The 25,666-nt window shown below is 52.6% G+C and carries 24 protein-coding genes and 2 pseudogenes; 12 read left to right on the forward strand and 14 right to left on the reverse strand.

From position 1 onward, the window contains the following. Positions 1-381 carry a hypothetical protein gene (locus BS639_RS09000; RefSeq protein ID WP_084982900.1) on the forward strand — a complete coding sequence of 127 codons (381 nt, stop codon included), beginning with the start codon at positions 1-3 and terminating at the stop codon, positions 379-381. A gap of 58 nt (positions 382-439) precedes the next feature. After that, positions 440-1,531, forward strand: a complete 1,092-nt coding sequence (locus tag BS639_RS09005) for a phage tail protein (protein ID WP_084982901.1) — start codon at positions 440-442, stop codon at positions 1,529-1,531. A 162-nt stretch (positions 1,532-1,693) separates the two neighbouring features. On the opposite strand, the gene arsC is transcribed toward BS639_RS09005, so the two are convergent. From arsC to BS639_RS09020, 4 genes and pseudogenes are all read right to left on the reverse strand, one after another. Next, a complete protein-coding gene (gene arsC, locus BS639_RS09010) occupies positions 1,694-2,119 on the reverse strand; it encodes a glutaredoxin-dependent arsenate reductase (protein ID WP_084982902.1) in 426 nt (141 codons plus the stop codon). Positions 2,120-2,131: 12 nt separating this feature from the next. Next, positions 2,132-2,491, reverse strand: a pseudogene (locus BS639_RS09015) (ArsB/NhaD family transporter); the annotation flags it as partial. A gap of 13 nt (positions 2,492-2,504) precedes the next feature. After that, positions 2,505-2,558: pseudogene (locus BS639_RS25110) on the reverse strand (hypothetical protein); the annotation flags it as partial. 44 nt (positions 2,559-2,602) lie between these two features. Continuing rightward, complete coding sequence (locus tag BS639_RS09020; protein WP_084982903.1) at positions 2,603-2,923, reverse strand: transcriptional regulator; 321 nt, start codon at positions 2,921-2,923, stop codon at positions 2,603-2,605. Positions 2,924-3,008: 85 nt separating this feature from the next. Between BS639_RS09020 and arsH the strand changes: the two genes are divergently transcribed. Then, the gene (arsH, locus tag BS639_RS09025) at positions 3,009-3,707 is read left to right on the forward strand and encodes an arsenical resistance protein ArsH (RefSeq protein WP_084982904.1); all 699 of its coding nucleotides are present in this window, start codon (positions 3,009-3,011) and stop codon (positions 3,705-3,707) included. A gap of 219 nt (positions 3,708-3,926) precedes the next feature. On the opposite strand, the gene BS639_RS09030 is transcribed toward arsH, so the two are convergent. Continuing rightward, positions 3,927-4,943, reverse strand: a complete 1,017-nt coding sequence (locus BS639_RS09030; RefSeq protein ID WP_084982905.1) for a zinc-dependent alcohol dehydrogenase family protein — start codon at positions 4,941-4,943, stop codon at positions 3,927-3,929. Positions 4,944-5,169: 226 nt separating this feature from the next. Between BS639_RS09030 and BS639_RS09035 the strand changes: the two genes are divergently transcribed. Continuing rightward, positions 5,170-6,078, forward strand: a complete 909-nt coding sequence (locus tag BS639_RS09035) for a LysR family transcriptional regulator (RefSeq protein ID WP_084982906.1) — start codon at positions 5,170-5,172, stop codon at positions 6,076-6,078. Positions 6,079-6,636: 558 nt separating this feature from the next. Here the strand turns inward: BS639_RS09035 and BS639_RS09040 are convergent. From BS639_RS09040 to BS639_RS09065, 6 genes are all read right to left on the reverse strand, one after another. Further along, on the reverse strand, positions 6,637-7,068 hold the full coding sequence (locus tag BS639_RS09040; RefSeq protein WP_084982907.1) for a phage tail protein: 432 nt from the start codon (positions 7,066-7,068) through the stop codon (positions 6,637-6,639). Positions 7,069-7,072: 4 nt separating this feature from the next. Beyond that, positions 7,073-10,273: a phage tail tape measure protein gene (locus BS639_RS09045; RefSeq protein ID WP_084982908.1), complete on the reverse strand. Its 3,201-nt coding sequence runs from the start codon at positions 10,271-10,273 to the stop codon at positions 7,073-7,075. After that, positions 10,270-10,335 carry a hypothetical protein gene (locus BS639_RS25270; protein WP_370518112.1) on the reverse strand — a complete coding sequence of 22 codons (66 nt, stop codon included), beginning with the start codon at positions 10,333-10,335 and terminating at the stop codon, positions 10,270-10,272. Before BS639_RS25270 ends, BS639_RS09045 begins: the two co-directional genes overlap by 4 nt. An 83-nt stretch (positions 10,336-10,418) precedes the next feature. Then, positions 10,419-10,718, reverse strand: coding sequence for a phage tail assembly protein (locus BS639_RS09055; protein WP_084982909.1), 300 nt, complete (start codon positions 10,716-10,718; stop codon positions 10,419-10,421). A gap of 54 nt (positions 10,719-10,772) precedes the next feature. Beyond that, the gene (locus BS639_RS09060) at positions 10,773-11,285 is read right to left on the reverse strand and encodes a phage major tail tube protein (protein WP_084982910.1); all 513 of its coding nucleotides are present in this window, start codon (positions 11,283-11,285) and stop codon (positions 10,773-10,775) included. A gap of 12 nt (positions 11,286-11,297) precedes the next feature. Further along, positions 11,298-12,464, reverse strand: a complete 1,167-nt coding sequence (locus tag BS639_RS09065; RefSeq protein WP_084982911.1) for a phage tail sheath subtilisin-like domain-containing protein — start codon at positions 12,462-12,464, stop codon at positions 11,298-11,300. Positions 12,465-12,612: 148 nt separating this feature from the next. On the opposite strand from BS639_RS09065, the gene BS639_RS09070 reads away from it, so the two are divergent. The 8 genes from BS639_RS09070 (at position 12,613) to ybaL (ending at position 22,203) form a co-directional block, all read left to right on the forward strand. After that, a complete protein-coding gene (locus tag BS639_RS09070; protein ID WP_139804073.1) occupies positions 12,613-13,728 on the forward strand; it encodes a phage late control D family protein in 1,116 nt (371 codons plus the stop codon). 59 nt (positions 13,729-13,787) lie between these two features. Then, positions 13,788-14,027, forward strand: coding sequence for an ogr/Delta-like zinc finger family protein (locus BS639_RS09075; RefSeq protein ID WP_084982912.1), 240 nt, complete (start codon positions 13,788-13,790; stop codon positions 14,025-14,027). A gap of 162 nt (positions 14,028-14,189) precedes the next feature. After that, entirely contained in the window at positions 14,190-14,486 is a 297-nt protein-coding gene (locus BS639_RS09080; RefSeq protein ID WP_084982913.1) for a zinc-ribbon domain and TM2 domain-containing protein, read from the forward strand. 209 nt (positions 14,487-14,695) lie between these two features. Next, positions 14,696-17,245: a copper-exporting P-type ATPase CopA gene (copA, locus tag BS639_RS09085; protein WP_084982914.1), complete on the forward strand. Its 2,550-nt coding sequence runs from the start codon at positions 14,696-14,698 to the stop codon at positions 17,243-17,245. Positions 17,246-17,385: 140 nt separating this feature from the next. Beyond that, entirely contained in the window at positions 17,386-18,192 is an 807-nt protein-coding gene (locus BS639_RS09090) for a TraB/GumN family protein (RefSeq protein WP_173882081.1), read from the forward strand. A 297-nt stretch (positions 18,193-18,489) separates the two neighbouring features. Next, a complete protein-coding gene (ybaK, locus tag BS639_RS09095) occupies positions 18,490-18,969 on the forward strand; it encodes a Cys-tRNA(Pro)/Cys-tRNA(Cys) deacylase YbaK (RefSeq protein WP_084982916.1) in 480 nt (159 codons plus the stop codon). Positions 18,970-19,069: 100 nt separating this feature from the next. After that, entirely contained in the window at positions 19,070-20,287 is a 1,218-nt protein-coding gene (locus BS639_RS09100; RefSeq protein WP_055778196.1) for an MFS transporter, read from the forward strand. A 227-nt stretch (positions 20,288-20,514) separates the two neighbouring features. After that, positions 20,515-22,203 (forward strand): YbaL family putative K(+) efflux transporter, encoded by a 1,689-nt coding sequence (gene ybaL / locus BS639_RS09105; RefSeq protein ID WP_055776915.1) that lies wholly within the window; start codon positions 20,515-20,517, stop codon positions 22,201-22,203. Positions 22,204-22,281: 78 nt separating this feature from the next. On the opposite strand, the gene BS639_RS09110 is transcribed toward ybaL, so the two are convergent. The 3 genes from BS639_RS09110 to adk all read right to left on the reverse strand — a co-directional run bounded on the left by BS639_RS09110 (position 22,282) and on the right by adk (position 25,586). After that, positions 22,282-23,601 carry an inosine/guanosine kinase gene (locus BS639_RS09110; RefSeq protein WP_055776912.1) on the reverse strand — a complete coding sequence of 440 codons (1,320 nt, stop codon included), beginning with the start codon at positions 23,599-23,601 and terminating at the stop codon, positions 22,282-22,284. Positions 23,602-23,775: 174 nt separating this feature from the next. Beyond that, positions 23,776-24,738: a ferrochelatase gene (hemH, locus tag BS639_RS09115; protein ID WP_055776909.1), complete on the reverse strand. Its 963-nt coding sequence runs from the start codon at positions 24,736-24,738 to the stop codon at positions 23,776-23,778. A gap of 203 nt (positions 24,739-24,941) precedes the next feature. Continuing rightward, positions 24,942-25,586 carry an adenylate kinase gene (gene adk / locus BS639_RS09120; protein ID WP_055776906.1) on the reverse strand — a complete coding sequence of 215 codons (645 nt, stop codon included), beginning with the start codon at positions 25,584-25,586 and terminating at the stop codon, positions 24,942-24,944. Positions 25,587-25,666 lie beyond the last annotated feature (80 nt).

Consider the following 25,666-nt stretch of genomic DNA (forward strand, 5'->3'; position numbering starts at 1 on the left):
ATGGCACTCATTGGAAAGTACACGTTTAACGGCCAGGAGATTGCGGCGGCTTATGTCGTGGTTAAGGCCGTAGAGTTCAAAACCCAATATTCCGCAATGGTCTCCATCGCGGTGTACTCCTCAAAAGAGGCGTACAGCATTGGGATGCTGCCGGTCAGTGATTTTATGATGAGCTTTAGCTATGACGGCGCATCGGCCCCGTGGGATTTCTTTGAAAAGGCCGCACTGGCGAGCGATTCATTCCCAGGCTTTATCCAAGAGGAAACGGTGGTCATCGTTCAGCCGGTCATGGCACCTCGTTCAACGGCATTACTTGTCGCTGCGTCAGAGCCAGAGCCAGAGCCAGAGCCAGAGCCAGAGCCAGAATCGGCCAGCGAGTGAGTGTACGTGACGCATAAATTACGGGCTTAGGCAGGGCGAATAAAAAAAGAAGGTAAGCATGAGTGACAAACGATTTAACGCCGCGCTGACGCCAGCCGGAGAGCAAGCCATTTCACAGGCCGTAGTCAGCGGTTCACCGGCGGCCTTTGCCTTCATGGCTGTGGGGGACGGGGGCGGAAGCGTGCCGGTTATTGGCGCTGCGCCGGTCGGCTTGAAAAAGGAAGTCTATCGCGGCCAGCTCAACAGCATCACCCTGGCAGACAACAATAAAAACATCGTCCAGGCCGAGCTGATTATTCCTCCGCAGGTCGGCGGCTTCACTATCCGGGAAGCGGCGATTTTTGATAACGCAGGCGTGTGCCTTGCGGTTGCAAGCGTGCCGGAAACTTACAAGCCGCTGCTTTCCGAAGGGGCCGGACGTTACCAAGTGATCCGCATTTGGCTGGCGGTCAGCAACGCGGCCAGCGTTCAACTGTCTGCTGACCCGTCCGTTATCGTCGCCACCGCCGTCGAACTGAAAAAAGCCAAGGATGCGGCACAGGACTACACCGACGCCGTGGCGGATACAGTGACCGAGAGCTTAAAGGAAGCCATTGCACAGGCGGTAAAAACCGCGAATCGTGAGGTGTGGGAAGACGATAACCCCGTCGGTACGGTGCGATTATTTCAGCAAAAGATTGACCCGAACGTTAAATGGCCGTGGTCAACTTGGGTTTACCTGGGCGAAAACAAAACGCTTCGCCTAGGAAAACAAGACGGCAGTGACGCAATGACCACGGGCGGCGCGGACAGCGTCAAGCTCACGAAAGATAATTTGCCGAATGTGCAGATTGACGTTGCAGGAACCGCCGCCGACACCGACCTCGGCACCTTGCAAACGACCCCTGGGGGAAAGCATGGCCATGCGGGCAAGTTTCAGCCGAGTAATACCTCACTGGACGGTGGCGAATCCAATCGACGCAGTTGGGCGTCAGATTATAGCGTGAACAGCGAGGCATTGATTCAGGAGGCGGAGGACCATGCGCACCAGGTAGTTATCCCACCGCACGGCCACCCGGTCAGCGGCAAAACGTCCGCACTCGGTAACGGCAGTAGCATTGATATCACTAACAGCTTTATCAAATTAATGGGCTGGTATCGAAGTGCCTGATTGATGTGGGAAAGCAAGTTAGTTGTAAACAAAGATGCCTTGAGAAAAGCTTGCTGAAACAAAAGTCTTGGCAGGGAAAAGGCATGATTGTCCGGCTGCTATGAGCGAAGAGCGGACGCCCGCATAGCGTAAACAGGCGTCCGATATTTTGAAGTGGGCAGATTACTTAACCCGCTTCCCCGTTTCGTCAATCACCTTCTCTCCATCCTCTTTGGTAAACGCTCCTTTCTGACCTTCCGGTAGAATATCCAACACTATTTCTGAAGGGCGGCAAAGACGAGTGCCAAGCGGCGTAACGACTACCGGCCGATTAATCAGGATCGGATGTTGAAGCATGAAATCAATCAACTCCTCATCACTAAATTTCTCTTCATCAAGACCCAAGTGTTCATAAGGCTCAACATTCTTACGCAGTAATGCACGCACCGTAATTCCCATATCTGAAATAAGTTTAATCAGCTCATCACGGGTCGGTGGCGTATCGAGATAATAAATTATCGTCGGTTCGTTGCCGCTGTTACGGATCATCTCCAGCGTGTTGCGTGAAGTGCCGCAGGCAGGGTTGTGATAGATGGTAATGTTGCTCATATCTGTATCTCATTACAAAGTGATGGAGAGCCGCAACGCCAGCGCGGCCAGAGTGACAAACAGCACGGGCAGAGTCATGATAATGCCGGTACGGAAGTAATATCCCCAGGTAATCGTTATATTTCTCTGGGCAAGCACATGCAGCCAAAGCAGGGTTGCCAGACTGCCAATCGGGGTGATTTTCGGGCCTAAATCGCAGCCAATCACGTTGGCATAAATCATTGCCTCTTTGACGACGCCAGTCGTCGTACTCCCGTCAATCGACAGCGCGCCAATCAGCACCGTCGGCATATTGTTCATCACCGACGACAGGAACGCGGTCAGGAAGCCGGTGCCGAACGTTGCTGCCCATACTCGCGCTCCAGCCAATACTCAGGCCTCTGGGTTGCCAGATCACCAGTACCAGCGTCAGTAAAAATATACTCCCTGCCAAAAGCATATCAGACTCCGTTACATATGATTATGTAAATGTGTTTTTCTTTCTCAGCAGAAGATGCAGGCTGATTTATCCAGCCATTCACGCACATCCTCACGCATACACTGCCAGGACGTCGTGATTGTCTCAGCTGCCCATGCCGGTATGTGGGGTGACAGACGATAGTGGATCCATTTGCCTTCACGACGGTCCAGAACCAGCCCAGCCTCGCGAAGGATAGCCATATGTCGTGAGATTTTGGGTTGCGATTCGGAAATGGCCGCGCAGATATCGCAGACGCACAGTTCTCCTGACTCCCGGAGAAGCATGACGATGGCGAGCCGTGTTTCATCCGACAGGATTTTGAAAAGCTGAACAGGTTGTAGCATTTTTCACTCCGTTCCCTTTAGAATATACATATGTTAACTCATATGTGTTAACATTAAAATCATCAGCTCTCTCCGGAGGAGAAAAATGGAAAAATTTCCTGCCCTGAATACTGAATGCTTTGACCAACACATCGCTGAACGCCTGCACCTGCAGGAGCCGCCACGGATTCTGATCCTGTATGGCTCAGTAAGAGAGCGCTCCTATAGCCGCTTTGCCGCGGAAGAAGCTGGTCGCCTGCTGACGGCGATGGGCGCGGAGGTAAAACTCTTTAACCCCTCCGGTTTACCCCTGCCGGATGATGCGCCGGACACGCATCCTAAAGTCACCGAGCTGCGCGGTCTGGTCAGATGGTGTGACGGGATGGTGTGGAGTTCTCCAGAACGGCACGGGGCTATGAGCGCAGTTATGAAGGCGCAGATTGACTGGATACCATTAAGTGAAGGCGCGGTTCGTCCTTCGCAGGGCAAAACACTTGCGGTAATGCAGGTCTGCGGCGGTTCACAGTCATTCAATGCAGTGAACCAGATGCGTATTCTGGGCCGCTGGATGCGGATGTTTACGATCCCCAACCAGTCCTGCGTAGCCAAGGCATGGCAAGAGTTCGACGAAAACGGACGAATGAAACCTTCGTCATGGTATGACCGCATCGTCGATGTAGCCGAGGAGCTGTTTAAAATCACGCTGCTGCTTAAGGGACAAACCGGTTATCTTGCGGATCGTTACAGCGAGCGAAAAGAGAGCCATCAGGAGCTTTCTTCCCGTGTCAATCAGGACAAAATATAACGTCTGTTCTTCGTTAATTCATACTGTATGAGCTTAACAACGTCCGCTTTTGGCACACAGCAGACAAACACGTGACGCTGAAGGTCTGCTGAGAGCGATCTGCGAACATTGCTAACAACATTCTGTGTGAATCAACGGGAAGCAGGTCACGGAAACTAACATATCTGTTAAAGTGGCCAAATTTAACTATCCACTACATTCCTAGCAACTTGTGATCGCTTAGGGAGATACGCGCAGCACTATTTTTCCGAAATGTGCTCCGCTTCGCAGATAAGCAAGTGCCGAGGCGGCCTCGTCAAATCTAAAGATGCTATCGACGACAGGCGGTAGATTCCGCTCTGCGATGAAGTCAGACACATCATGTAAATGTGCGGTTGAACCGACGACAATCCCATGAATATCTGCGTTCAGAGGCTGCAGCAGGGAGAGATCGGGTTTGGGACCAAATCCTGTCAATACACCGATCTGAATGAGGTGGCCAGTAGGAGCAAGCGACTGTAGCGATCGCGCATAGGTTTCAGGCCCACCCAGCTCCAGCACATGGGAAACGCCCTCTCCATTAGTGGCGGCACGCACCGCGTGCTGCCATTCTGGTGTGGTTCGGTAATTGATACCATCAGACGCACCCAGGGTTCGTGCACGCTCTATTTTTGAGTCCGACGAGGACAAGACAATTGCCCGTGCCCCTGCAGCTACTGCAAGCTGCAGCGCGAATAAGGCAACGCCTCCCGTCCCCTGTACAAGTATAGTATCGCCCGCTTGTAAACCGCCGCGCACGAACAATCCATGCCATGCAGTGACCGCGGCGCAGGGCAGTGTCGCTGCCTGGTCCAAGGAGAGTTGGGGTGGTACTGCCACTAGAGCTGTGCTTGGCATGACCACATATTCAGCAAGTACGCCGTCGGCAGTTGGTCCGCCCAAAGCCGAGCCCATGTACTCACTACGGAACCGACCCGATGTCCAGTCTCGGAAATACGACATAACTACACGATCTCCTGCATGCCATTCAGTAACCCCTGTGCCGACAGCATCAACTACGCCAGCGCCATCTGACAATGGCACTCGACTGATCAAGTTCCAGTCGACGGCATTATCGAGCATGAGTAAATCACGATAGTTTAGGCTAGTGGCAACAACTCGAATACGTACCTCACCCGGACCGGGCTCGGGTTTAATGGCTTCTTCAAGGCTTAAATAGGCTGCATCAGCATTTTTTCTAATTTTGTAAACTTGCATAATTCAATCTCCGTTACGTTCTGATGAACGCTTAACCCGATCCGATCAATCGGCTCATTACGTTCATGGGCGGCTAGAGTTGGCTGTCGCTGAACTCGTTAGTGCCTTAACTCTCACAAGCCTAAATGATGTGTTCGGGAGCTTGCGTGCTCAGAAGTATGGTTCATGACAATACAACCATCAATGGCTATAATTAAAAGACACTAACAACAATTAGTAGGCAATCATGGATAGGCTGACCAGCATGGCAGTGTTCACCAAAGCTGCCGAATTAGGCTCATTTGCTGCCGTAGCCACAGCGATGGATATTTCGCCTCAGATGGTGGCCAAGCACGTGGCTTACCTCGAAAATAGGCTTGGAACATCGCTACTGAACCGCACTACCCGTAGACAGAGTCTGACCGCTGTCGGAAGTAGCTATTACGAGCGCTGCAAAATTATCCTATCTGAGACCGACTCGGCAGAGGCCCTAGTGCGAGATATGCGGACGGAACCTAAAGGAGTGCTGCGCGTTAGTGCACCAGTCACCTTTGGGTCGTCAAAGCTTGCACCGTTTGTCACTCGTTATCTTGAGCAATACCCGGAGGTCCAAGTCGAATTGGTGCTCACTGATCGTCGCGTTGATCCGCTCAAGGAGGGATTTGAGGTGATGTTACGCATTGGTGATGTTGGAGACAGCAACCTTGTTGCGGCCGCACTGAAACCCTATCGGATTATCGCTTGCGCCGCCCCAGCCTATCTGAAAACTCATGGAATACCCACTACCCCTGCACATCTCACCGAACATGAGTGCCTTGCTTATATGTACGGAGCACCATCAACATTTAGCCACTGGCAATTCACCCGCGATCGTAAAACCGAAAACATACAGATAAAGGGGCGTTTACGAAGCAATGATTGGCCTTCCCTACTGGGTGCGGCAATTCAAGGCAAAGGGATTACCCTTGGCCCTGAATATTTGCTTTCTGACGCTATAAAGACGGGGAGCCTGATACAGGTATTGCCAGACTATGAGGGGCAAACGCGTTCAATGTATATACTCTATCCCGCTGGTCGATCACTAACTGCTAAAGTACGAAGCTTTGTGAATGCCGTGATCACGGAATTCGGCTATGAATCTGTAGACAAATCATGAATATCTGTAAGCACAACCGTTTTAGTTCCACACACTATTTGAGTTTTCGTCTTCTCAGCCATCAGCCGGTGTTCTTGGGGTTAGTTTGGATATCGGAAATTATTGTACGTTAGGAGCATTTTTTAACCGATGTGGATGAGTAAGTGATTGATTTCTCTTAATCGAATATATAGACGCTTAGCGTAGGTTTTCGCCCCATTGGACCTCAAACCCCTTAATCAGCTATCGCTTTTAAGTTCTTGCGTTTCTGTTATCGCATTTAGGTTATCTCATTGCCCCCAAAAGTCTGCTAAACGGCGTATAGCGCGGGAGTACACCCCATTGCGATAGGTAAGCCTGTTCAAAAAACAGGCTTACCGTACAATAATTCTCTATATCCAAACTGACCCCTTCTTGGACAACTTAAAGTCTGCTCCTGGCACTGAGCGGACTGGTATGGTTTAGCACTCTAGTGTCATTTTTAGATCTTTATTTTCCGTCCACAATTAAGTAAACGAAGGTCGCTGCCGCAAAGTCATCATCGACTATGCTGCAGCGCTTTTATGAGTGCCAGGGAGGTTAAATCAGTGAAAGAATATCATCGGCGGTAATGCCCGCCAGCTTCTCGCGAATGTCTTCGCTAACCTTTTTCAGACTCAGGGTAAATTCAATTTTCTGCGCTTTGCCGTCCTTCATAAACTCCGTTCTGATCTCCCTGATATTGGTAATCACAAACATGCCATAAATCGTGCCCGTACCCTCAACGAGGGGCCACGGCTTCCCACCGTAAGCCATCGTGCGCAACACGCTTAGCGAGACGTCACCGCCGGTCACTTCGGGATACAGCGTACCCGTGAGCGTAATGTTGTCTTCCCCCGTGCCGATATACTGCCAACTGGCCGATTTTCCAATGCGATCATTTTTAACGTGCCGCCAGGATGTGTCCTGCTCCAGTGACTGGTAAGGCGCAGTCTTGAGCATAAACACGAACATGCCATAGGCCATCATCATAATTTTACTCCCTGTCTTTGAGTTGTGAACGTTTGCGGTTATCGCGTTCTCGCAGCAGTGCAGTCAGTTCACGGCGCACGGTTGACGCGATCTCTTTTGCATCAAGCTTGGCACTCTCATAGAAATTTAATGTCAGGCTTATCGGCTCGAGCGCGTTATCGAGCACAGCCGGTTGTGACTGTGCCGCGCGACCCGATGGCACCGGAATACCAGGCAGAAATGACTGTGTTGGCCACGCGGTTAACTTCCCAGTGATCCCACGAACTGCCGCCCCTATCCGGTCACCAATCGACTGCGACGGGCTGTGGGTGGCTGCAATCCTTGGTTCATCGTAAGCGCCATAAACCGACATGACAGGCGGGTGTTTTTTAAAGACGATATCACCCAGCTTATCCGGGTCTCGTGCCGCCGCGCTGACGGCATCGGGCGTGCCGGTTCCAGCTCCTTTTTCCTTCTTCGTGTTGTTATGCCCGCTAAGCTGTGACAGCGGTGTCGGACCTACGGGCGGCAAAAGTGGCGGTTTGCGCGGTGGAGTATCTTTGGGGGCGTTATTGCCGTTATTGATCACGCCTTCTGTCGATGAAAATGCCCACGGGCGCTGGATAAACTTCTTATTTTTTTCATCCCAGACGTTCACTACCGGCGCTTTAGCCTGGGGGGCGACGGCATCCATGGTGTTCGCCACTTCTTTAGCCGCATTGGCCGCTTCGGGAATAGCGCCCAGTTTTTTCAGTAGCCAGCCTATCCCCTCGGCGACTTTCAAAATAACATCAACCACGCCCGACACGGCCTTGCCGACAACCTCGCCGAATACCCGCCCCGCCTCCGTGCATTCTTTCAGGGTTTCCGCTGAGGTACTGACCGGCTCAAACAGCTGGGTAAACCAGTTCCACACGCGGCCAATGGCATTGCCTATGCCATCAAAAATAGGCTCAAGCGGCGCGAACGCCTGCTTAACGGGTTCGATAGCGCCAACAAGTCCCGTCCAGAATCCCCCGAAGAATGCCTTTATCGGTTCCCAGTATTTCCAGATCATGATCGCCGCACCGGCCAGGGCAGCGACCAGCAGAAATACGGGGCTAAGCAACAGTGAGAGGCCACCGCCTAGCACGGTCAGCACACTGCGCCCCACGGTGAGGAGTGTGCCAAAACCTGATGTAGCAAGTGTGCGCAGGCCATTACCCAGCGCAGCCAGTGCGGCGCCTGGTGCTGTGAAAAGCATTCTCAGTGCCGAGCCTGTGGCGCTGCCCATGCGGGCAACAACGCTCAGGCCTGTTTTACCGATGGACAGAATACGCGTGCCAAACTCGGCGGCGGCCGTCGCTGCCGAGCGGAACAGCGGCCCCCAGTCTTTAACGCTGCGCCCTGTACCGGCCAGCAGAGGGGCAAGTCGCCCAAGGCGAGCGGTCAGCCCGCTGAGTGAAGGTAAAAGACCGCCGAAGCCGCGCCCCCCCGTCAGGAGTGAAAGGCTCAGGCGTACGGCAGCCATAGGAAGCAGAATGCTGGCAACGCTCAGGGCCAGCGCGCCCAGTACGGCGATGGCAACACCCACGGCGGCCGCCAGTTTGAGTAGTGAGCCAACCAGCGCCGGATTGGCTTCGGCCCAGGCACGAAAGCGCTGGATCATGCCGGTGGCATATTTCATGACTTCCATGGCAGGCCCGCGCAGCGTTTCGCCCAGGCTGCTAAAGGCGTTAATCAAGCTCGCCTTAGTGGTCATAAATTCTGCGCTAACAGAGTCAATGTTAATGTCAGACTCACGGCGAATTGACCCTTTGGCCGCTTCGCTGTTGACCAGTTGCAGCTGACGGTACAACTCAGGCAGGTTGTTCATGAGCTTGGCGGCGTTGCCGCCAAATTCCTTGCCAAAAATCTGCGTCAGCACAGAAGACTGATCGGAAGCGGGAAGTTTTCGTGCCTGCTCCAGCACGGTGAGAATGGTGCCCATGGCGTCGACCGACATGGATTTTTGAACCTTCTCTGCACTGAGTCCGATCGCGTTAAGCCCCTCCATAAAGTTATTGCTTTGCTGCGTCGCAATCGAAAGCTCTCGCACCATGGCGTGTGTGGCACTGGCCGCGATTTCTGGCGCGGAACCCAGCGTCAGGAAGGTTGAAGCAAGTGCGGCGGCCTTGCGGTAGTCCAGCTTGTCAGCGTCGCCCCCGATACGCTGGAGCACGTCAATAATGTCCGCGCCCTTTGACTTGGCGTTGTCGTCCAGGTAGTTCAGTACGTCGCCGAGCTGCTCAATGTTCTGAGTCGGGATTTTATACAGCCCGGCAATTTTGCCTAGACTTTCGGATAGCTCGCTGGCCGGAAGCTCAAAGGCGACCGACGCCATAGCGGCGGTGGTGGCGAAAGACAGCAGGTCTTTTTTCTGTTTGTCCCACGGGTCATCACTGTTTGCCACGCCCATGCGCGCGCCGCCTTCGACCAAGGCGGCGTAGTCAATCGCACCGTTCGGCATCGGGAGCTGTTCGCTGGCCGCCTTGATGGCCTGCTGCATCTCATAAAACTGTGCCGTCCGGGTGCCGTCATTATCCCTCAGCCCGTTCACCTGCTTGGCGACGCCCTTCATGGAGTCTTCGAAGTTTGCGTAGCTGTTTACCAGGCCAATGACAGGCGCAGTGATGGCTGCACCGGTAGCCACCGCGCGCATACCGCCGCTTTCCAGCTTCTCGCGGGTTTCTTTCGCACGTTGATACTGTTGCTGCGCACGGCTGACGGCGGCAAGTCGCCGCTGCTGCTCGGCCAGTTGGCGGTTATATTCTGCTGTTTTTCGGCTAATTTGCTCCGTCGCGCTGCTGCCGCCGCGAAGCAGCACGCCGTTGTGCATGAGCGCCGAACGCAGCGCGCCGAGCTTGGCCTGCTCCTCGTCACGCGCGCGGGAAAGTTGCCGGACGGCATCCGACTGTTTTTTGAGGGCCGCGGTCTGTTCGTCCGTGCGTTGCTTTGCCGGGCCAAACGCGGTGCGCAGTTCGTCCGCTTTTTTACGGGCTTCGGCAAGTTGGCGCGCGGTGGTTTCAGAGGCTTTAGACAGGCGGTCAAAACTGCTTGCCTGACGTTCAAGGCCTTTCAGGCTGGTCTGCGTGGATTTGATTTGGGATGCCAGCGAGGCGGCGCTTTTTTGCGCCGCGCTTACCGGGCGGGTGATGTTGTTGATAGCGCTGAACGCTACGCGAATGCTGAGGTTACGTTCTGTCATTCTTCCTGTCCATTTCGTGCCAACGCACGCTTATGCCAGGTCAGAAATTCACTCACTGGCATCACATCGTAGGTTGACGGCTGCCAGTGAAAAACGACGGCGATATCGGCGATAAGTTCGTCAGTATCAACCGCCGGACAGCGGATTAGATTTCGCCCACTGCTGTCTCGCTCGGCGCCGAGGACGGTGCCAAAAAATCGGCAATACCGGCGGCCAGCTGGGAGAAGTCCTGCACGTTAAGCTGGCTCACTTCAACTTCGGTCAGCGATGGGCTGGTGACGCGCGGCAGCAGCTTGATCAGCGAATCCACGTCACTGGTCATGACGTCATAAAGTTTCAGGCCGCGCAGAGAGCCGGTCTGCTGCATGGCTTCAGTAATGGTCACTTCTTTGATTTCGGTCTTGCCGCGTACCACGGGAAAGCCCAGGGTGATTGTCTTTTGCATGGTTTATCTCTCAGTAAACCGGCGCAGCGGTTGCGCCGGTAAGTTAATAGAAAATTACAGTCCCATATTGGCCCGGTGCTGCTCCATCATGTCCTTGCCGCCCACGATCCAGACCATGTTCAGGGCGTCGAGTTCGAATACCTCTTCGCTGTTAATGGTGATTTTCACGTAGGTATTTTTCAGCGAGTATTTGTGGGAGGTGTTATCCCCAGATTTGGCGCTGCCCCAGTCCATTTCCTGCACGCGTCCGCGCGTCTGAATCTCACAGGGAATAGCGTTGCCGGTCGAGTCGTCCAGGTACGACCCTGCAAAGCGCAGCTGCACGCCGTCAATGGTGCTGCCGTAGGTTTTGATAAGCTGAGGGTCAATGCCGCCCAGCGTAATTTCCATGTCTGCCGCGCCCGTTTCAAAGCCCAGGTGAACCGAGACGCCCATCGGCATGCCTGCTCCCTGATAGTCTTCGGTCTTGCGCGACAGTTTGGGCGTCGTGATCTCTTCGGCCTTGCCCAGGTAGCTGTTACCGTTGACAAAGGCGTTGAACGCAAAAAGTTTACTTGGTAGTGCCATGGTTGTTTCCCCTTAGCCCAGTTGGTCGAACACGGCAAAGTATTCGTCCGTGAACTCCTGGACAAGACTCAGATTTTCAAGCGGCGGAACCGGCGTGTATTTATAACGAATGGTCAGTTTCCCGTTGCTCAGCGTGTCCGCCCCGTTATCGGCTTTGTCATACCAGCAGGCGAAACCGAGGAGCCTACCGGCGGTGACCAGCGCGGAGCCTTTGCGATTGATGCCGTCAACGATGTCCTTCGCCAGTGAAGGCGTCAGCGTTTTATCGATGTAGGCAAAATGTGCCTCGGCAATGGTATCGGCGAGGATTTGCGCGGTGCGGGTGTAACTTTCAAAGATAAACGTCTCGGCGTCACAGGTGCGTGAACCCCAGAAGCGAAAGCCGTCGCGCTTAATCAGGGTGGTAATGCCCTTGCTGTTGAGATCGTCCGCGTCCGTGTCAGTGCCCTGAAGGGTCCAATAGATATCCGCAGAAATGCCCAGAACGTTGGACACGGCAACGTTTGACAGGACTTTGTGCCAACCCTGGTCTGCGTCGATTTTGGCGCGCAGCCCGACCGCATAAGCCGGTGACGGCACGACGACGTTTGCCGCGCTCTGGCTGTCGTAAGCAATAAAGTCAGGGTAAATCACCATGACTTCGCGCTCGCTGAAATCTTCACGGTAGGCCTTGGCTTCGGCAATAGTTTTACAGCCGTTGGCGGCGACATAAGTAAATGCCCGCAACTTCTCGGCGATCACCGCCAGTTGAAGGCCCACCGGCTTGGTGTCAAGGCCAGGCGCGGCCAGAATGCGCGGACGCTCCCCGATGCGAGGCTCGGCGGTCAGCAAAGCAAACAGGCCGGTATAGCGTCCATCCACGCCTACGCCGCCGATAGTCAATTGGTCCTGCGTAGTGGCCCCGTCACCTTTCGCCTGTGCCACGCGAACAACGACAACCTTCGGGCTGGACTGGTCAGAAATCGCCTTAAGGACCGTGTAAAGCGTGCCTGTTTTGCCCGATTTGCCGAGGTAATCGCGTACCCGAGTGAGCAGAACGGGGGTGTTGAGTGGAAACGTAATAGCGTCTGCATCATCCGCCGTACAGATAACGCCAATGGTGGCGGTATTAATATCGCGAATGGGCGTGCTCAGGTCAGTGGTTTCCTTAACCGAGCTGCCGTGATGATAATTATCCATGCTTTTCTTGCCTCTGATTGATGCGTGCAAACCATCATCAACCCGCGCAGGCTTCTTTTCACGTCGTGCCGGTTGTCTCTGGCCGCTGACAACTCTTAGCGGCTGACGGCGCTCATGCGCGCGAGCGAGGATACAGGCAGGGGGATTTATGCTGACTATTTTGAATGAAGATTTATCCATGCAGCCCGATCACCGGCTGTCCATTGACGGCGTCGTACTGACCGCGCTGGATGAAAGGTTGATGTCCTTATCACTCACTGATAATCGCGGCTTTGAGGCGGACAGATTGGAGCTGACCATTGACGACAGTGACGGGCGGGTTGTTATGCCGTCAAGGGGGGCGAAAATAGCCGTGGCGATTGGCTGGGCCGGTAAACCCCTGGTTGATAAAGGACTGTTTACGGTCGATGAAATCACCCATCAAGGGCCGCCTGACCGGTTAATTATTGCTGCGCGAAGTGCTGACTTTCGAGAAACTTTTAACGTCAAACGTGAGTACAGCTGGCATAACGTCAAAGTGAGTGATGTTGTCTCGGCCATCGCAGGGCGTTATGACCTTATCCCGGCGGTCAGCGCGTCACTCAAAGATATTGAGATTGACCATGCTGACCAAACGAATGAGTCAGATATCAGTTTTTTAACCCGCATGGCCGAAATGCTGGGCGCGATTGCGACCATCAAGAACGGTCAATTACTTTTCATCGTGCCAGGCATGGGGGTGTCGCAAAGTGGCCGCGTACTGCCTGCCGTCATGATCACTCGCGCCTCGGGCGATGGGCACTCTTTTCGTATCGCCGACCGCGACGCCTACACCGGCGTTCAGACTTACTGGCTGGATCTGAATTTTGGCAAGAAAAAGCCCACAACGGTGAAACGCCGCAGGAAGAAAAAGCCGGTAGCCGTTACCCCTGCCTCAAGCAAAAAGGAGGGGGATTACATGGAGGGTGCGGAGGGTAACGTTTTTGTTATGCGTAAAACCTTCAAGACCGAGAGAGCAGCCAAGCGGGCAGCGGCGGCAAAGTGGCGTGAGTTGCAACGGGGGGCGGCGGAATTCAGTATTACCCTGGCACGCGGCAGAGAGGATTTATACCCTGAATTGCATGCCAACGTCAGCGGGTTTAAGCCCATTATCGACCAGGCAGACTGGGTTATTCACCGGGTCACCCATTCCATTGACGATAGCGGATTCTTGACAGTGCTTGAGCTGGAAGTGAGGTTAACCAGTTGGGATGACGCAGAAGAGGACGACGGGGAAACAGAGTAGATTAATATTTAGACTTATCTTAAAATAAGTTGAAATTAATCTGACAGCGGTGGTGTCTCATGTTTACCTGTCCAAAGTGCGGCGCAAGCGCTAAAACCCGAACCAGCGTGATGCTGAGTAACGAAGTCAGACGCAGCTACCATCAATGTAATAACCTATCCTGTGGCAGTGCTTTCACCACGCTTGATGCAGTAGAGCACTTTCTCAATAACGTATTACCCATGAAAGCGAATGCCGTCCCTAAAGGTTTATTCCCCAACTCAAATTACGGGGAAGACCAGCTTACCCTTTCACTCTGAAGAACCGTTAAGCCCCAGATATCTGGGGGTTTTCAGACTTAATTGTTTGACGTTTTCGGAGAGATGTCTTGTATTGTAATGACAGCTTACTAACGTAAAATGTAAAAGCAGCAATAGATTGTATTACACACATTTGTGAAAATAAAAATAAGGAAATAAACAATGGCGAACATGGTTTTTTGCCGAGGTTGCGGTAAAGAAATTCATGAGTCAGCAAGAAGCTGTCCTCATTGTGGCGCAACGAGTCTTAGTGCTGGTAATAAAAATCGAATCACAGCGGCGCTATTGGCATTCTTCCTAGGTGGCATCGGCGCACATAAATTTTATCTGGGCAGAACTGGTCAAGGTATACTTTACCTAATCTTCTTTTGGACGTTGATTCCGTCCGTACTCGCATTCATAGAATTCATCGTATACTTATGTTCTTCAGATGAAAACTTTGCAAAAAAATACGGCTAACTCCGTAGCATGCATTAATAAAAAAGGCCCCTTTTAGGGGCCTTTTTTTTCGAAGTGTGGTCGCGTTGTGGACAGTGTTAATAAAAATCCTTTTCTATCAACATAATATTGCATTGACCTTCCCCTTGCTGGAAGGTTTATTGTATATCACGAGTAGGAATTGACCACTTAATCATTAAAACTGGGCATAACCGCCCCAAGGATATTTTATGTCAAATACCACCGTATTGACTTTACAAGGCCTGTCCTGTGGCCACTGTGTAGCTTCAACGCGTAAGGCTCTGGAAGCCGTTGCTGGTACGCAAGACGTTGAGGTCACTATTGATAAGGCCGTAGTTAAAGGCGAAGCAAGCAGCCAAAGCCTGATCGATGCCGTCGAAAATGCGGGCTACCACGCTCAGTTGGCAACGGAGAATGCATCCCCAAAATCTGAGCCGCTGACTCTCCCTGAAGCTTCCGTGCCGGAACGTCAGTCAGCGGCCACTTCTTTTGTTCCGGCATCCGTCGAAAAACATCCTACAGCCGAAGGCGAAAGCGTTCAGCTTCTGCTCAGCGGGATGACCTGCGCCAGCTGTGTAAGCAAGGTTCAGCGTGCACTGGAAAAAGTCAGCGGTGTGACACGGGCAAGCGTTAATCTGGCTGAGCGTAGCGCATTGGTGCAAGGGGCAGAAAATGCCGATGCGCTGATTGAAGCTGTCGAAAAAGCAGGTTATGGCGCAGAAATTATTATCGATGAAACCCTGCGTCGTGAACGACAGCAGCAAACGGCGCGCAGCAGTATGATCCGCTTTAGCTGGCAGGCGGCATTAGGTTTGGCGGCCGGCATCCCACTGATGGCCTGGGGGTTGTTGGGCGGTGAGATGATGGTTACCGCCAGTAATCAAAATGGCTGGCTCGTGGTCGGCATACTCACGCTGGCGATTATGGTTATCGCCGGTGGGCATTTCTATCGCAGCGCCTGGAAAAGCCTGATGCACGGCAGTGCCAACATGGACACCCTGGTTTCACTGGGCACCGGCGCAGCGTGGATATTCTCGTTTATGGTCACGCTGTGGCCCGAAGCTTTTCCTATGCAGGCACGACACTTGTATTACGAAGCGAGCGTGATGATAGTCGGGCTGATTAATCTCGGGCACGCACTGGAGCAACGGGGTCGTCAGCGATCGTCGAAAGCACTGGAACGTTTGCTGGATCTCACTCCTCCCACGGCGAGAGTTATCACCGACCAAGGTGAAAAGACGCTGGCTCTGTCTGAAGTTCAACCGGGTATGCTGCTGCGCCTGACTACCGGCGATCGCGTGCCGGTTGACGGTGAGATTCATCAGGGCGAAGCCTGGTTTGACGAGGCGATGCTGACCGGCGAGCCTATCGCTCAGCATCGAAGATTGGGCGAGAAGATAAGCGCGGGTACGCAGGTCAAAGACGGCAGTGTGCAGTTCATAGCCAGCGCCGTGGGCGGTCAAACCCAGCTATCGCGCATCATTAATCTGGTACGTGAAGCACAAAGCAGCAAGCCGGAGATAGGCAAGCTGGCCGACAGAATTTCGGCCGTATTTGTTCCCATAGTGGTCGCTATTGCACTGCTGAGCGGCGCCGTGTGGTACTTTTTCGGCCCGCAACCGCAGCTGATGTACACGCTGGTGATCGTCACAACGATATTGATCATTGCCTGCCCTTGCGCCTTGGGTTTAGCAACGCCAATGTCGATTACCGCGGGCGTTGGGCGTGCTGCCGAGTTTGGCGTGTTGGTCAAAGACGCCGACGCATTGCAAAAGGCCAGTACTCTCACCACGCTGGTGTTTGATAAAACCGGCACGTTAACCGAAGGCAAGCCACAGGTGGCAGAAATCCACCTGTTTAACCATACGGAAGAAGAGCAGGCACTGCGCTGGGCCGCATCGCTGGAGCAAGGATCTCATCATCCCCTGGCGCAGGCCATTGCGGACAAAGCCGCCAGCATGGCGAAAACCGAGATTATCAACTTTCGCACTCTCGGCGGTTTAGGCGTGAGTGGTAACAGTGGCGACACCTCACTCCTGCTGGGCAACAGGGCACTGCTTGAACAACAGCAAATAGACTGCGGCATTGCTGACGCCCTGCTGTCGCAACAGGCGTCACAAGGCTTTACCCCTGTTTTGCTCGCTGCGGCAGGTAAAGTTGTTGCCGTATTCTCGATACGCGATTCGCTGCGTGAAGACAGCGCGGAGGCCCTGCAACGCCTGCATCAGCAAGGGTACAAGCTGGTGATGCTTACCGGTGACAATGAGCTTACTGCTCGGGCCATCGCCAAACTTGCCGGTATTGATGAGGTGATCGCTGGCGTACGCCCGGAGGGCAAAGCCGAGGCGGTGAAAACGCTGCAGGCGCGGGGTGAACAGGTGGCAATGATTGGCGACGGTATTAATGATGCACCAGCGCTGGCACAGGCAGACGTGGGGATAGCGATGGGAGGCGGCAGCGATGTTGCCATCGAAACGGCGGCCATTACCTTGATGCGCCCTAGCCTGCACGGTGTGGCCGATGCGCTGGCATTGTCTCAAGGTACGCTGCGAAACATGAAACAAAACCTGTTGGGTGCCTTCATTTACAACGTGATAGGTATTCCTGTGGCCGCAGGCGTACTTTATCCACTCACTGGCACATTGCTGAGTCCGATTGTCGCCGGAGCGGCTATGGCGCTGTCCTCCATCACCGTGGTCGCCAATGCTAACCGGCTGCTGCGTTTTAAGCCGAATAAATTTGTCGCTCACAAAAAATAGGCAGGTTTAGCCATCACCGACTCTGTTTATCAATAAAAGCTCTGTTGATAGGTAATTGTGCGTTAGAGAGTTTTCCCCCTGTTCCAATCTGCCCGTTAGCGCTAGCATGAAAGGCAATTGGAACAGGGAGACAACGCATGATTTGGGATTTATTACACCGACTGGCTCGCTGGACTGGGCTCATTCCTCCCGCACAGTATCCCTACCCCGCTATCGATATTACGCTTGCCGGCGGGCGTAAATTTCATCTGGTAGGCAGCATCCATATGGGCACAGAAAACATGTCGCCGCTGCCTAAGCAGTTAATCCGTAAGGTCTCACAGGCAGATGCTCTGATCGTTGAGGCAGATATCAGCGGCAGTGAATCGCCTTTTGGAGAGCCAGAAGGTCTGGCTCCGCTCAGTGAACGCCTCGAAATACAGCAGTATCAGCAGATTGAGTGCCTGTGCGACGAAATAGGCATCCCGATGTATTCCCTCTCAGACCTGCCTTGTTGGCAAATTGCCCTGATGTTACAGGCGACTCAGGCACAGCGTTTAGGACTACGGGGTGAATACGGCATCGATTACCAGCTGCTAAGCGCGGCTAAAAACCAGAATAAAAAGGTCATTGAGCTTGAAGGTGCGGAGCAGCAGCTCAAATTGCTAAAACAATTACCCGAAGACGGGCGCAGCCTGCTTGATGACACTCTCACCCACTGGCACACTAATGCCAGACTGTTGCAAACGATGATTGGCTGGTGGCTCGACAGCCATCCTTCGACAGGTATCAGCCAACTGCCCGCCACCTTTGGTAATGCGCTTTATGACGTGCTAATGCACCAACGCAATCAGAGCTGGAAAAAGCAGTTGGAAAGCATGCCCGCAGGGAACTATGTGGTCGCGGTAGGTGCACTGCATTTGTATGGTGAAGGGAATCTTCCCAGCCTGTTAAATCAAAAAAGTTAATTGCGCTGTTGTCCTTTTTGAGACAAAAAAATGGCCAATATTTCTATTGGCCAGTCAAAGAGGAATTTCATTTTTATTAATTATCGCGGCAGCATGAAGTTCTTGAGGAATCCATGCCGGCGCGCGTAGGTTAGCAACGTGATTGTCATCTGGCAACTCTCAATTGCTCAAAAAACGCGCTTGGCGCTCGAATTTCATACTTTGTTCTTTAGTATCAAAAGATTGTGTAATGTGATTATTTTTTAGCTAATCAAGTTGTGCGCCTAATGCGCCAACTTTGTTACATGGAAAAGAAAAATGACGCCCGCCGTAAAGCTTCTGGAAAAAAATAAAATCAGTTTCACCCTGCATCCCTATGAACACAGCAGTGATGAGACCAACTTTGGTGATGAAGCGGTAAAAAAACTCGGACTGGATGCCGCACAGGTTTATAAGACGTTATTAGTGGCGCTTAACGGTGAAGCAAAAAACCTGGCTGTAGCCATTACCCCCGTCGCCACCCAGTTGGATCTTAAAAAAGTCGCCAAGGCGCTGGGGGCAAAAAAAGCTGATATGGCTGACCCACAACTGGCGCAGCGCGTGACCGGTTACCTGGTCGGCGGCATCAGCCCACTAGGGCAGAAAAAACTGTTGCCGACGGTTATTGACAGCCCCGCGCAGCAGTTCACGACCATTTTTGTCTCTGGCGGCAAGCGAGGGCTCGATCTTGAGCTCTCGGCGGCAGATCTTTGCCGCTTACTCAACGGGCGCTTTGCGGAAATAGCAAAACGCGATTAGTTTTTTTCTCTCACCCTTAAAATTACCCAATAGATTTCGAGATGCAGGAAGGTCGCTTACTCGCCAGCAACGCGAAAGATGACGGGGAAAGAGTCAAATTATGACCGATCGTAGTGAAGTACACATTCAGAAGAAAGACAGCGCGTTGAAAGGTACTGCATTTAAGATACTTACGGCGATTAGCGTGTCGCACCTGCTTAACGATATGCTGCAGTCGCTTATTCTGGCGATTTATCCGCTGTTGCAAAAAGAATTTACCCTGAGCTTCACACAAATCGGGATGATTACGCTCACCTATCAGATAACAGCTTCTCTACTCCAGCCGCTAATTGGCCACTACACCGATAAGCACCCTAAACCTTATTCGCTACCGGTTGGTATGGGCTTCACGCTGGCTGGTTTGCTGTTGCTGGCGGTTGCGCAAAGCTTTGGCGTGATACTCATCGCCGCAGCGCTGGTTGGGACTGGCTCATCCATATTTCACCCCGAGTCCTCGCGGGTGGCACGCATGGCGTCAGGCGGTCGCCACGGTTTGGCGCAATCGCTTTTTCAGGTGGGTGGTAACTTCGGCAGCGCGCTAGGTCCCCTGTTAGCGGCAATTATCATTGCGCCTTACGGCAAAGGTAACGTGGCATGGTTTTCACTTGCCGCTCTGCTGGGCATGGTGGTGCTGCTGCAAGTCAGTAGATGGTATAGCCACCAGCAACAGTTGGCTAAAAAACGCGGACCCGTTCCTGTGCAGGTGAGTATTTTGCCAAGACGCACCGTGGCCCTCTCGCTCGGCATTCTGCTGGTATTGGTGTTTTCAAAATATTTTTATCTGACTAGCCTGAGCAGCTACTACACTTTTTACCTCATTCATAAATTTGGCGTCTCTATTCAGGAAGCGCAGTTTCATCTGTTTGGCTTCCTGCTTGCCGTAGCCGCCGGAACCATCATTGGCGGCCCAATCGGTGACAAGATTGGCCGTAAATATGTTATTTGGGTGTCAATACTCGGCGTCGCGCCCTTTACCCTGCTCTTACCACACGCCAATCTGTTTTGGACCAGCGTACTAAGCGTGATTATCGGCGTCATTCTAGCCTCAGCGTTCTCCGCTATTCTGGTGTTTGCTCAGGAGCTTATTCCCGGGAAAGTAGGCATGGTATCGGGACTGTTCTTTGGACTGGCCTTCGGTATGGGCGGACTGGGTGCGGCTATACTAGGCTATGTGGCCGATAAAAAAGGAATAGAGGAGGTCTATCAAATATGTGCATTCCTCCCGCTTTTAGGAATACTGACCGCCTTTTTGCCAAATATCGAACGTAAATCCACTTAAAACATTATATTAAAGGCTGATAATTCACTTTATGAACGCAAGGATATCGTTTTTTTATCAGCCATTTTCATGTTAATGCAGTGCAAATGAGCTCTTCAGCTAATTTTCTTGGCATTACTCGCATTTATCAACTTTAAAGCACTATTTTTTCACCTAAGGCGAGTTTTTTAAATTAAACTGAAAGTACCAGGTTCACGCTGTTCCGTGCATAACGAGAGGGAATCTTGATGCATAATTCTACCCCCTTAATTACGACGATTGTAGGAGGCTTAGTTCTCGCCTTCCTCTTGGGTATGTTAGCTAACCGGCTGCGCATTTCGCCTTTGGTTGGCTACCTCGCCGCCGGCGTTTTAGCCGGCCCCTTTACCCCCGGTTTTGTCGCAGACACCTCACTTGCCCCCGAATTAGCCGAAATTGGCGTTATCTTGCTGATGTTTGGCGTAGGCCTCCATTTTTCCCTGAAAGACTTATTGGCAGTGAAATCCATTGCCATCCCCGGTGCTATTTTGCAGATTGCCGTCGCCACCGTGCTGGGTATGGGGCTTTCTCACCTGATGGGTTGGGACCTGACCAGTGGACTGGTATTTGGCCTTTGTCTGTCAACCGCCAGTACCGTTGTGCTGCTGCGTGCGCTCGAAGAACGGCAGCTTATCGACAGCCAGCGCGGGCAAATCGCCATTGGTTGGCTGATTGTTGAAGATTTAGCGATGGTGCTGACGCTGGTTCTGCTGCCAGCGATTAGCAATATGATGGGCAGCCAGCAGATGAGCGCGGGACATTTACTTACCGAACTGGCCATCACGCTGGGCAAAGTTGTTGCCTTTATTATTCTGATGATCGTCGTCGGTCGTCGCCTGGTGCCTTGGATCTTGGCTAAGTCTGCCGCCACTGGCTCCCGCGAGCTGTTTACTTTAGCCGTGCTGGCACTGGCGCTGGGTATTGCTTTTGGCGCCGTTGAATTCTTCGATGCTTCTTTTGCCCTCGGTGCCTTCTTTGCCGGAATGGTACTTAACGGGTCTGAGCTCAGCCAACGGGCAGCACACGACACGTTGCCACTGCGCGATGCCTTTGCGGTGCTGTTCTTTGTTTCGGTTGGCATGCTGTTTGACCCGATGATCCTTATCCACGAGCCGTTGGCGGTGCTGGCAACCTTGGCAATTATTCTGTTTGGTAAATCTGCTGCCGCCTTCGCACTGGTCAAAATGTTTGGCCATTCGCAGCGCACCGCATTGACCATTTCAGTCAGTCTGGCGCAGATCGGTGAGTTTGCCTTTATTTTAGCCGGACTAGGTATCACCCTCGGCATGCTTTCCGAGCATGCGCGCAATCTGGTGCTGGCGGGATCAATATTGTCGATCATGCTCAATCCTCTGCTGTTCTCACTGCTTGAACGCTACCTCGCCAAGACGGAGATCATTGAGGACCAAAGTATTGAGGAGATCATTGAAGATGAAGCACAGATGCCGGTCTCATTCTGCGATCACGCACTGATCGTTGGCTATGGCCGAGTAGGCAGCCTGCTGGGAGCCAGACTGATACAGCAGGGAATTCCGATGGTGGTGATTGAAAACTCCCGTCCACGCGTTGAAGCACTGCGTGAACAGGGGATAAGTGCAGTACTCGGTAATGCAGCCAATCAGGAAATCATGGAATTGGCGGGCCTCGACTGTGCGCGCTGGCTGCTGTTGACTATCCCCAACGGCTACGAGTCGGGTGAAATTATTGCCTCAGCGCGAACCAAGCGCCCCACTATCGAGATCATTGCCCGCGCGCACTATGACGATGAGGTCACCTACATCATGGCGCGTGGCGCGAACAAAGTGGTTATGGGCGAGCGCGAGATAGCTAACAACATGCTCGACTCACTCAATATTGGCCAGGAAATACCGCCAAAGCCCGAAAGCTGCCCGGCGTAATTTTCTGATTAAACATACAATCTTCTGCGTCATGAACGGTGTAGCCAACGCCGCTACCCTGTTCAGGGCGACGAGGATTTAGCGTTCCCAGTAGGACTCTTCCAAACTGTCTTCGCGCTCCGGCAGTCCTCGTGTCAGGCGTGGAGAGTGCTGGTTAAGCACCTGAAAACTCACCCGATTGGCATATTTACAGACCTGCGCCAGCGACGAATAGGTCAAATATTCACGTGAGTGCTTGCTGGAGTTAGGGACTGACATCCGGTGGAAACCGTTGGCGGCAATATCATGCAGCAACGCCGACAGCGCACCGTCTCCGGCACCGTTAGTATTCATTATTTTCTCGGGTCCACCCATATACGGCGCGATGTGCGAGAAAATCCGCAGCGGCGTAGTGCAGCTTTCTCGGCGCATCGCTCGACTAAACTCATACTGGTTAAATTCGGCAATCGCGCCAGGAAGCAAAGGATGGTTAGTGGTGCGCTTATACGCGTCCTCGGTATAACTGCCCATATATAATCCACTCGGACCGGCGGTGCAAAGCACAAGGTCAGCCCACTCCAGCGACTGATTTAACGCCATTAACGGATCGCTTAAACCGGTTAATGCACAGGCTTCATCTTCATTCATCGCTAAAATCGTGACATGTTCATTGATAAAGTCGCGCCACGCCTGCGGATCTTCGGCTATCACGAACTGAGTCCCTAACGTCAGCACAACCGGCACCTGATACTTTTTGGCATAGGCAATCGCCTGCATGGTTGCCTCGGGCATCGGATCACCCACCGCGCCGCGCAGTAGATAAGACGTTAACACCAGCGCCGAAGCACCGGCTATCACGTCCTCAGGAATGCTTGAGGCGCGAAGTTGGTTCATATGACCTGGACTGATGGCAAAGGTGCGCTCACCGTTTTCGTTAATCAGGGTGAAACAGCGGCCTATTGCACCGTCTACGCCCTGTAGATAGTCAAGATCGATAAGGCTGGAGGTGTTACATAGATACCGATAGGCATAGCCGCCTATTTTTACGTCGCTACACATTACGCCAAGCTGTACCGACCTATCATCAGCCAGCACCGAATAGTTGTGCAGCGTATTTCCAATCGTACCGCCAGCAAACTGATGGGTAATCAACGCATTAGCCACCAATTCTTGATAAAGCAGCTCGGCGCGCTCGTCGTCAATCAGGCTCGACTGCCCTGCTATCAGACCGTAACGTTCTATCACCTCGTCGTCGACCTTGGCTTCAATATCCACCAGCGTCTGGTCTATGCCGACAATATAGGACGCGCTGGTGTCAGACTCCGGCTGCATGGCTTGCAGCATGGAATCACGAAGCAGCGGATCGTGAGCATCGACGGGGAAATAGTGTTTGGACTTACGTTTACCTGGAAATTTCATTGATAGTGGGCACGTGCTGTGAGACAGAGGTAAATGTTACCACAAGCGCGATAAGCATTCAGGCGAACAGTGATTTGGAAGGATGATCATAGGGGATGAAATAAATGCAGTCATAAATCGTTGGCTGGCGAACTCACCAGCCAACGAAGCACTTTTAGCGCTGAGTCATTACACTCAGAAGTGTTGGCTCACCAGCTGCTGAAGCATGTCGATGTGATCGCTACGGTCGTTGAGAGCCTCGATATATTCAAATTTCTCACCGCCGGCATGCAGGAACAGTTCACGGTTCTCGCCGTTGATTTCTTCAATGGTTTCAAGGCAGTCAGAGGAGAAGCCTGGGCACACTATCTGAATATGCTTCACGCCCTGAGCAGGCAGGCTTTCCATCGTGGCGTCAGTATAAGGCGTCAGCCACGGCTCACGGCCAAATCGCGACTGGAAGGTGAGCATAATTTTTCCGGCGGGCAGCTGTAGCGCATCGGTCAATGCCTGCGTGGTTGCCTGACAGCGCTGCTGATAGTCATCGCCCTGAGCAACAAAACGTTTAGGAATGCCGTGGAAGGACAACACCAAGCGGTCTGGCTCACCGTGCTTTTCGAATGACTCCAAAATACTGGCCTTCAGTGCGGCAATGTAGGCAGGATGCTCGGCATAATCGCGGATGAAACTGACGGAAGGCAGTCGGCGCTGTTGTTTAAGCACACGCGCCACGCCGTCAAATACCGAGGCGCTGGTCGAACAGGAATACTGAGGGTACAGCGGTAGAACTACCATTTTGGTCACCCCTCTCTCCAACAGACGCCCAATGCCGTCTTCCAGGCTAGGCTTACCGTAGCTCATCGCCAATTCGACCGGAGTGTCAGGGAATCGGGCCGCCAGCGCTTTTTGCTGACGCAGGCTGTAAACCATCAGCGGCGATCCTTCGTCCATCCACACGGATTTATACAGTTTGGCCACGCGTGGGGAACGAAACGGCAGAATAACGCCCTGTAAAATAGGCCACCAAATGAGTCGATTAGTATCAACAACGCGAATATCACTCAAAAACTCAGCCAGAAAACGTTTCACCGCCTGCGTGGTTGGAGCCTCCGGGGTGCCCAGGTTAACCAGTAACACACCGAACTTCGTCTGCATCATGCTGAATTCCCTAAATAATATTGCTAAATTTATAACACAGGGCAAGAGACCTGTCTGAATGCGCCCTTATTGTAACTAAACAATGGCAAATCGGAACCGATAACAGCAAATGGGATTAACAATCAATGCTATTTGGAAGGGGCAAACGAGGATAAAACAAAGGCGACCGAAGCCGCCCTGATAACGTGGCTCACCGAGGCGAATTAACCCAAGATGGTCGCCAGTTCTTCGCGCACTTCAGAAACTTTCTGGGTGCCGTCGATTTTAACGTATTGAGTGTTACCTGCTTCAGCTTCTTTACCGTAGTAAGACACCAGTGGCTCGGTCAGCTCGTGGTACTCGACCAAGCGTTTGCGAACGGTTTCTTCCTGATCGTCTTTACGGGTGGTCAGCTCTTCGCCGGTAACATCGTCTTTACCTTCAACCTGTGGCGGGTTAAATTTGACGTGATAAACGCGACCTGAGGCAGCGTGAACGCGACGACCTACGATACGATCAACGATCAGTTCGTCAGGAACGTCAAACTCCAAAACGAAATCAACCTTGATACCGGCTTCTTTCATCGCGTCAGCCTGTGGAATAGTGCGTGGGAAACCATCCAGCAGGAAACCGTTACGGCAATCTTCCTGAGTAATACGTTCTTTAACCAGAGCGATAACCAATTCATCGGTAACCAGTTTACCGGCGTCCATAATTTCTTTGGCTTTCTTGCCGAGGTCACTTCCGGCCTTAACAGCTGCGCGCAACATATCACCAGTAGAAATTTGCGGGATCCCGTATTTCTCCATGATAAATTGAGCCTGAGTACCCTTACCTGCGCCCGGAGCGCCCAGCAGAATGATACGCATTGCGTAAATCCCCTTGCTTGTAATTTTATAAAAAGTCGAAAACGGTCAACCATACCATTCTGCGCCCCCTTCCTCAAGAA

The sequence above is a fragment of the Rouxiella silvae genome, assembly GCF_002093625.1.
GTDB classification, from domain to species: domain Bacteria; phylum Pseudomonadota; class Gammaproteobacteria; order Enterobacterales; family Enterobacteriaceae; genus Rouxiella; species Rouxiella silvae.

Excerpts from the sequence above, each read along its gene's own strand:
- BS639_RS09000 (WP_084982900.1), top strand. The coding sequence starts at position 1 with ATGGCACTCATTGGAAAGTACACGTTTAACGGCCAGGAGATTGCGGCG.
- BS639_RS09005 (WP_084982901.1), top strand. The coding sequence starts at position 440 with ATGAGTGACAAACGATTTAACGCCGCGCTGACGCCAGCCGGAGAGCAA.
- arsC (WP_084982902.1), bottom strand. The coding sequence starts at position 2,119 with ATGAGCAACATTACCATCTATCACAACCCTGCCTGCGGCACTTCACGC.
- BS639_RS09020 (WP_084982903.1), bottom strand. The coding sequence starts at position 2,923 with ATGCTACAACCTGTTCAGCTTTTCAAAATCCTGTCGGATGAAACACGG.
- arsH (WP_084982904.1), top strand. The coding sequence starts at position 3,009 with ATGGAAAAATTTCCTGCCCTGAATACTGAATGCTTTGACCAACACATC.
- BS639_RS09030 (WP_084982905.1), bottom strand. The coding sequence starts at position 4,943 with ATGCAAGTTTACAAAATTAGAAAAAATGCTGATGCAGCCTATTTAAGC.
- BS639_RS09035 (WP_084982906.1), top strand. The coding sequence starts at position 5,170 with ATGGATAGGCTGACCAGCATGGCAGTGTTCACCAAAGCTGCCGAATTA.
- BS639_RS09040 (WP_084982907.1), bottom strand. The coding sequence starts at position 7,068 with ATGATGATGGCCTATGGCATGTTCGTGTTTATGCTCAAGACTGCGCCT.
- BS639_RS09045 (WP_084982908.1), bottom strand. The coding sequence starts at position 10,273 with ATGACAGAACGTAACCTCAGCATTCGCGTAGCGTTCAGCGCTATCAAC.
- BS639_RS09055 (WP_084982909.1), bottom strand. The coding sequence starts at position 10,718 with ATGCAAAAGACAATCACCCTGGGCTTTCCCGTGGTACGCGGCAAGACC.
- BS639_RS09060 (WP_084982910.1), bottom strand. The coding sequence starts at position 11,285 with ATGGCACTACCAAGTAAACTTTTTGCGTTCAACGCCTTTGTCAACGGT.
- BS639_RS09065 (WP_084982911.1), bottom strand. The coding sequence starts at position 12,464 with ATGGATAATTATCATCACGGCAGCTCGGTTAAGGAAACCACTGACCTG.
- BS639_RS09070 (WP_139804073.1), top strand. The coding sequence starts at position 12,613 with ATGCTGACTATTTTGAATGAAGATTTATCCATGCAGCCCGATCACCGG.
- BS639_RS09075 (WP_084982912.1), top strand. The coding sequence starts at position 13,788 with ATGTTTACCTGTCCAAAGTGCGGCGCAAGCGCTAAAACCCGAACCAGC.
- BS639_RS09080 (WP_084982913.1), top strand. The coding sequence starts at position 14,190 with ATGGCGAACATGGTTTTTTGCCGAGGTTGCGGTAAAGAAATTCATGAG.
- copA (WP_084982914.1), top strand. The coding sequence starts at position 14,696 with ATGTCAAATACCACCGTATTGACTTTACAAGGCCTGTCCTGTGGCCAC.
- ybaK (WP_084982916.1), top strand. The coding sequence starts at position 18,490 with ATGACGCCCGCCGTAAAGCTTCTGGAAAAAAATAAAATCAGTTTCACC.
- BS639_RS09100 (WP_055778196.1), top strand. The coding sequence starts at position 19,070 with ATGACCGATCGTAGTGAAGTACACATTCAGAAGAAAGACAGCGCGTTG.
- ybaL (WP_055776915.1), top strand. The coding sequence starts at position 20,515 with ATGCATAATTCTACCCCCTTAATTACGACGATTGTAGGAGGCTTAGTT.
- BS639_RS09110 (WP_055776912.1), bottom strand. The coding sequence starts at position 23,601 with ATGAAATTTCCAGGTAAACGTAAGTCCAAACACTATTTCCCCGTCGAT.
- hemH (WP_055776909.1), bottom strand. The coding sequence starts at position 24,738 with ATGATGCAGACGAAGTTCGGTGTGTTACTGGTTAACCTGGGCACCCCG.
- adk (WP_055776906.1), bottom strand. The coding sequence starts at position 25,586 with ATGCGTATCATTCTGCTGGGCGCTCCGGGCGCAGGTAAGGGTACTCAG.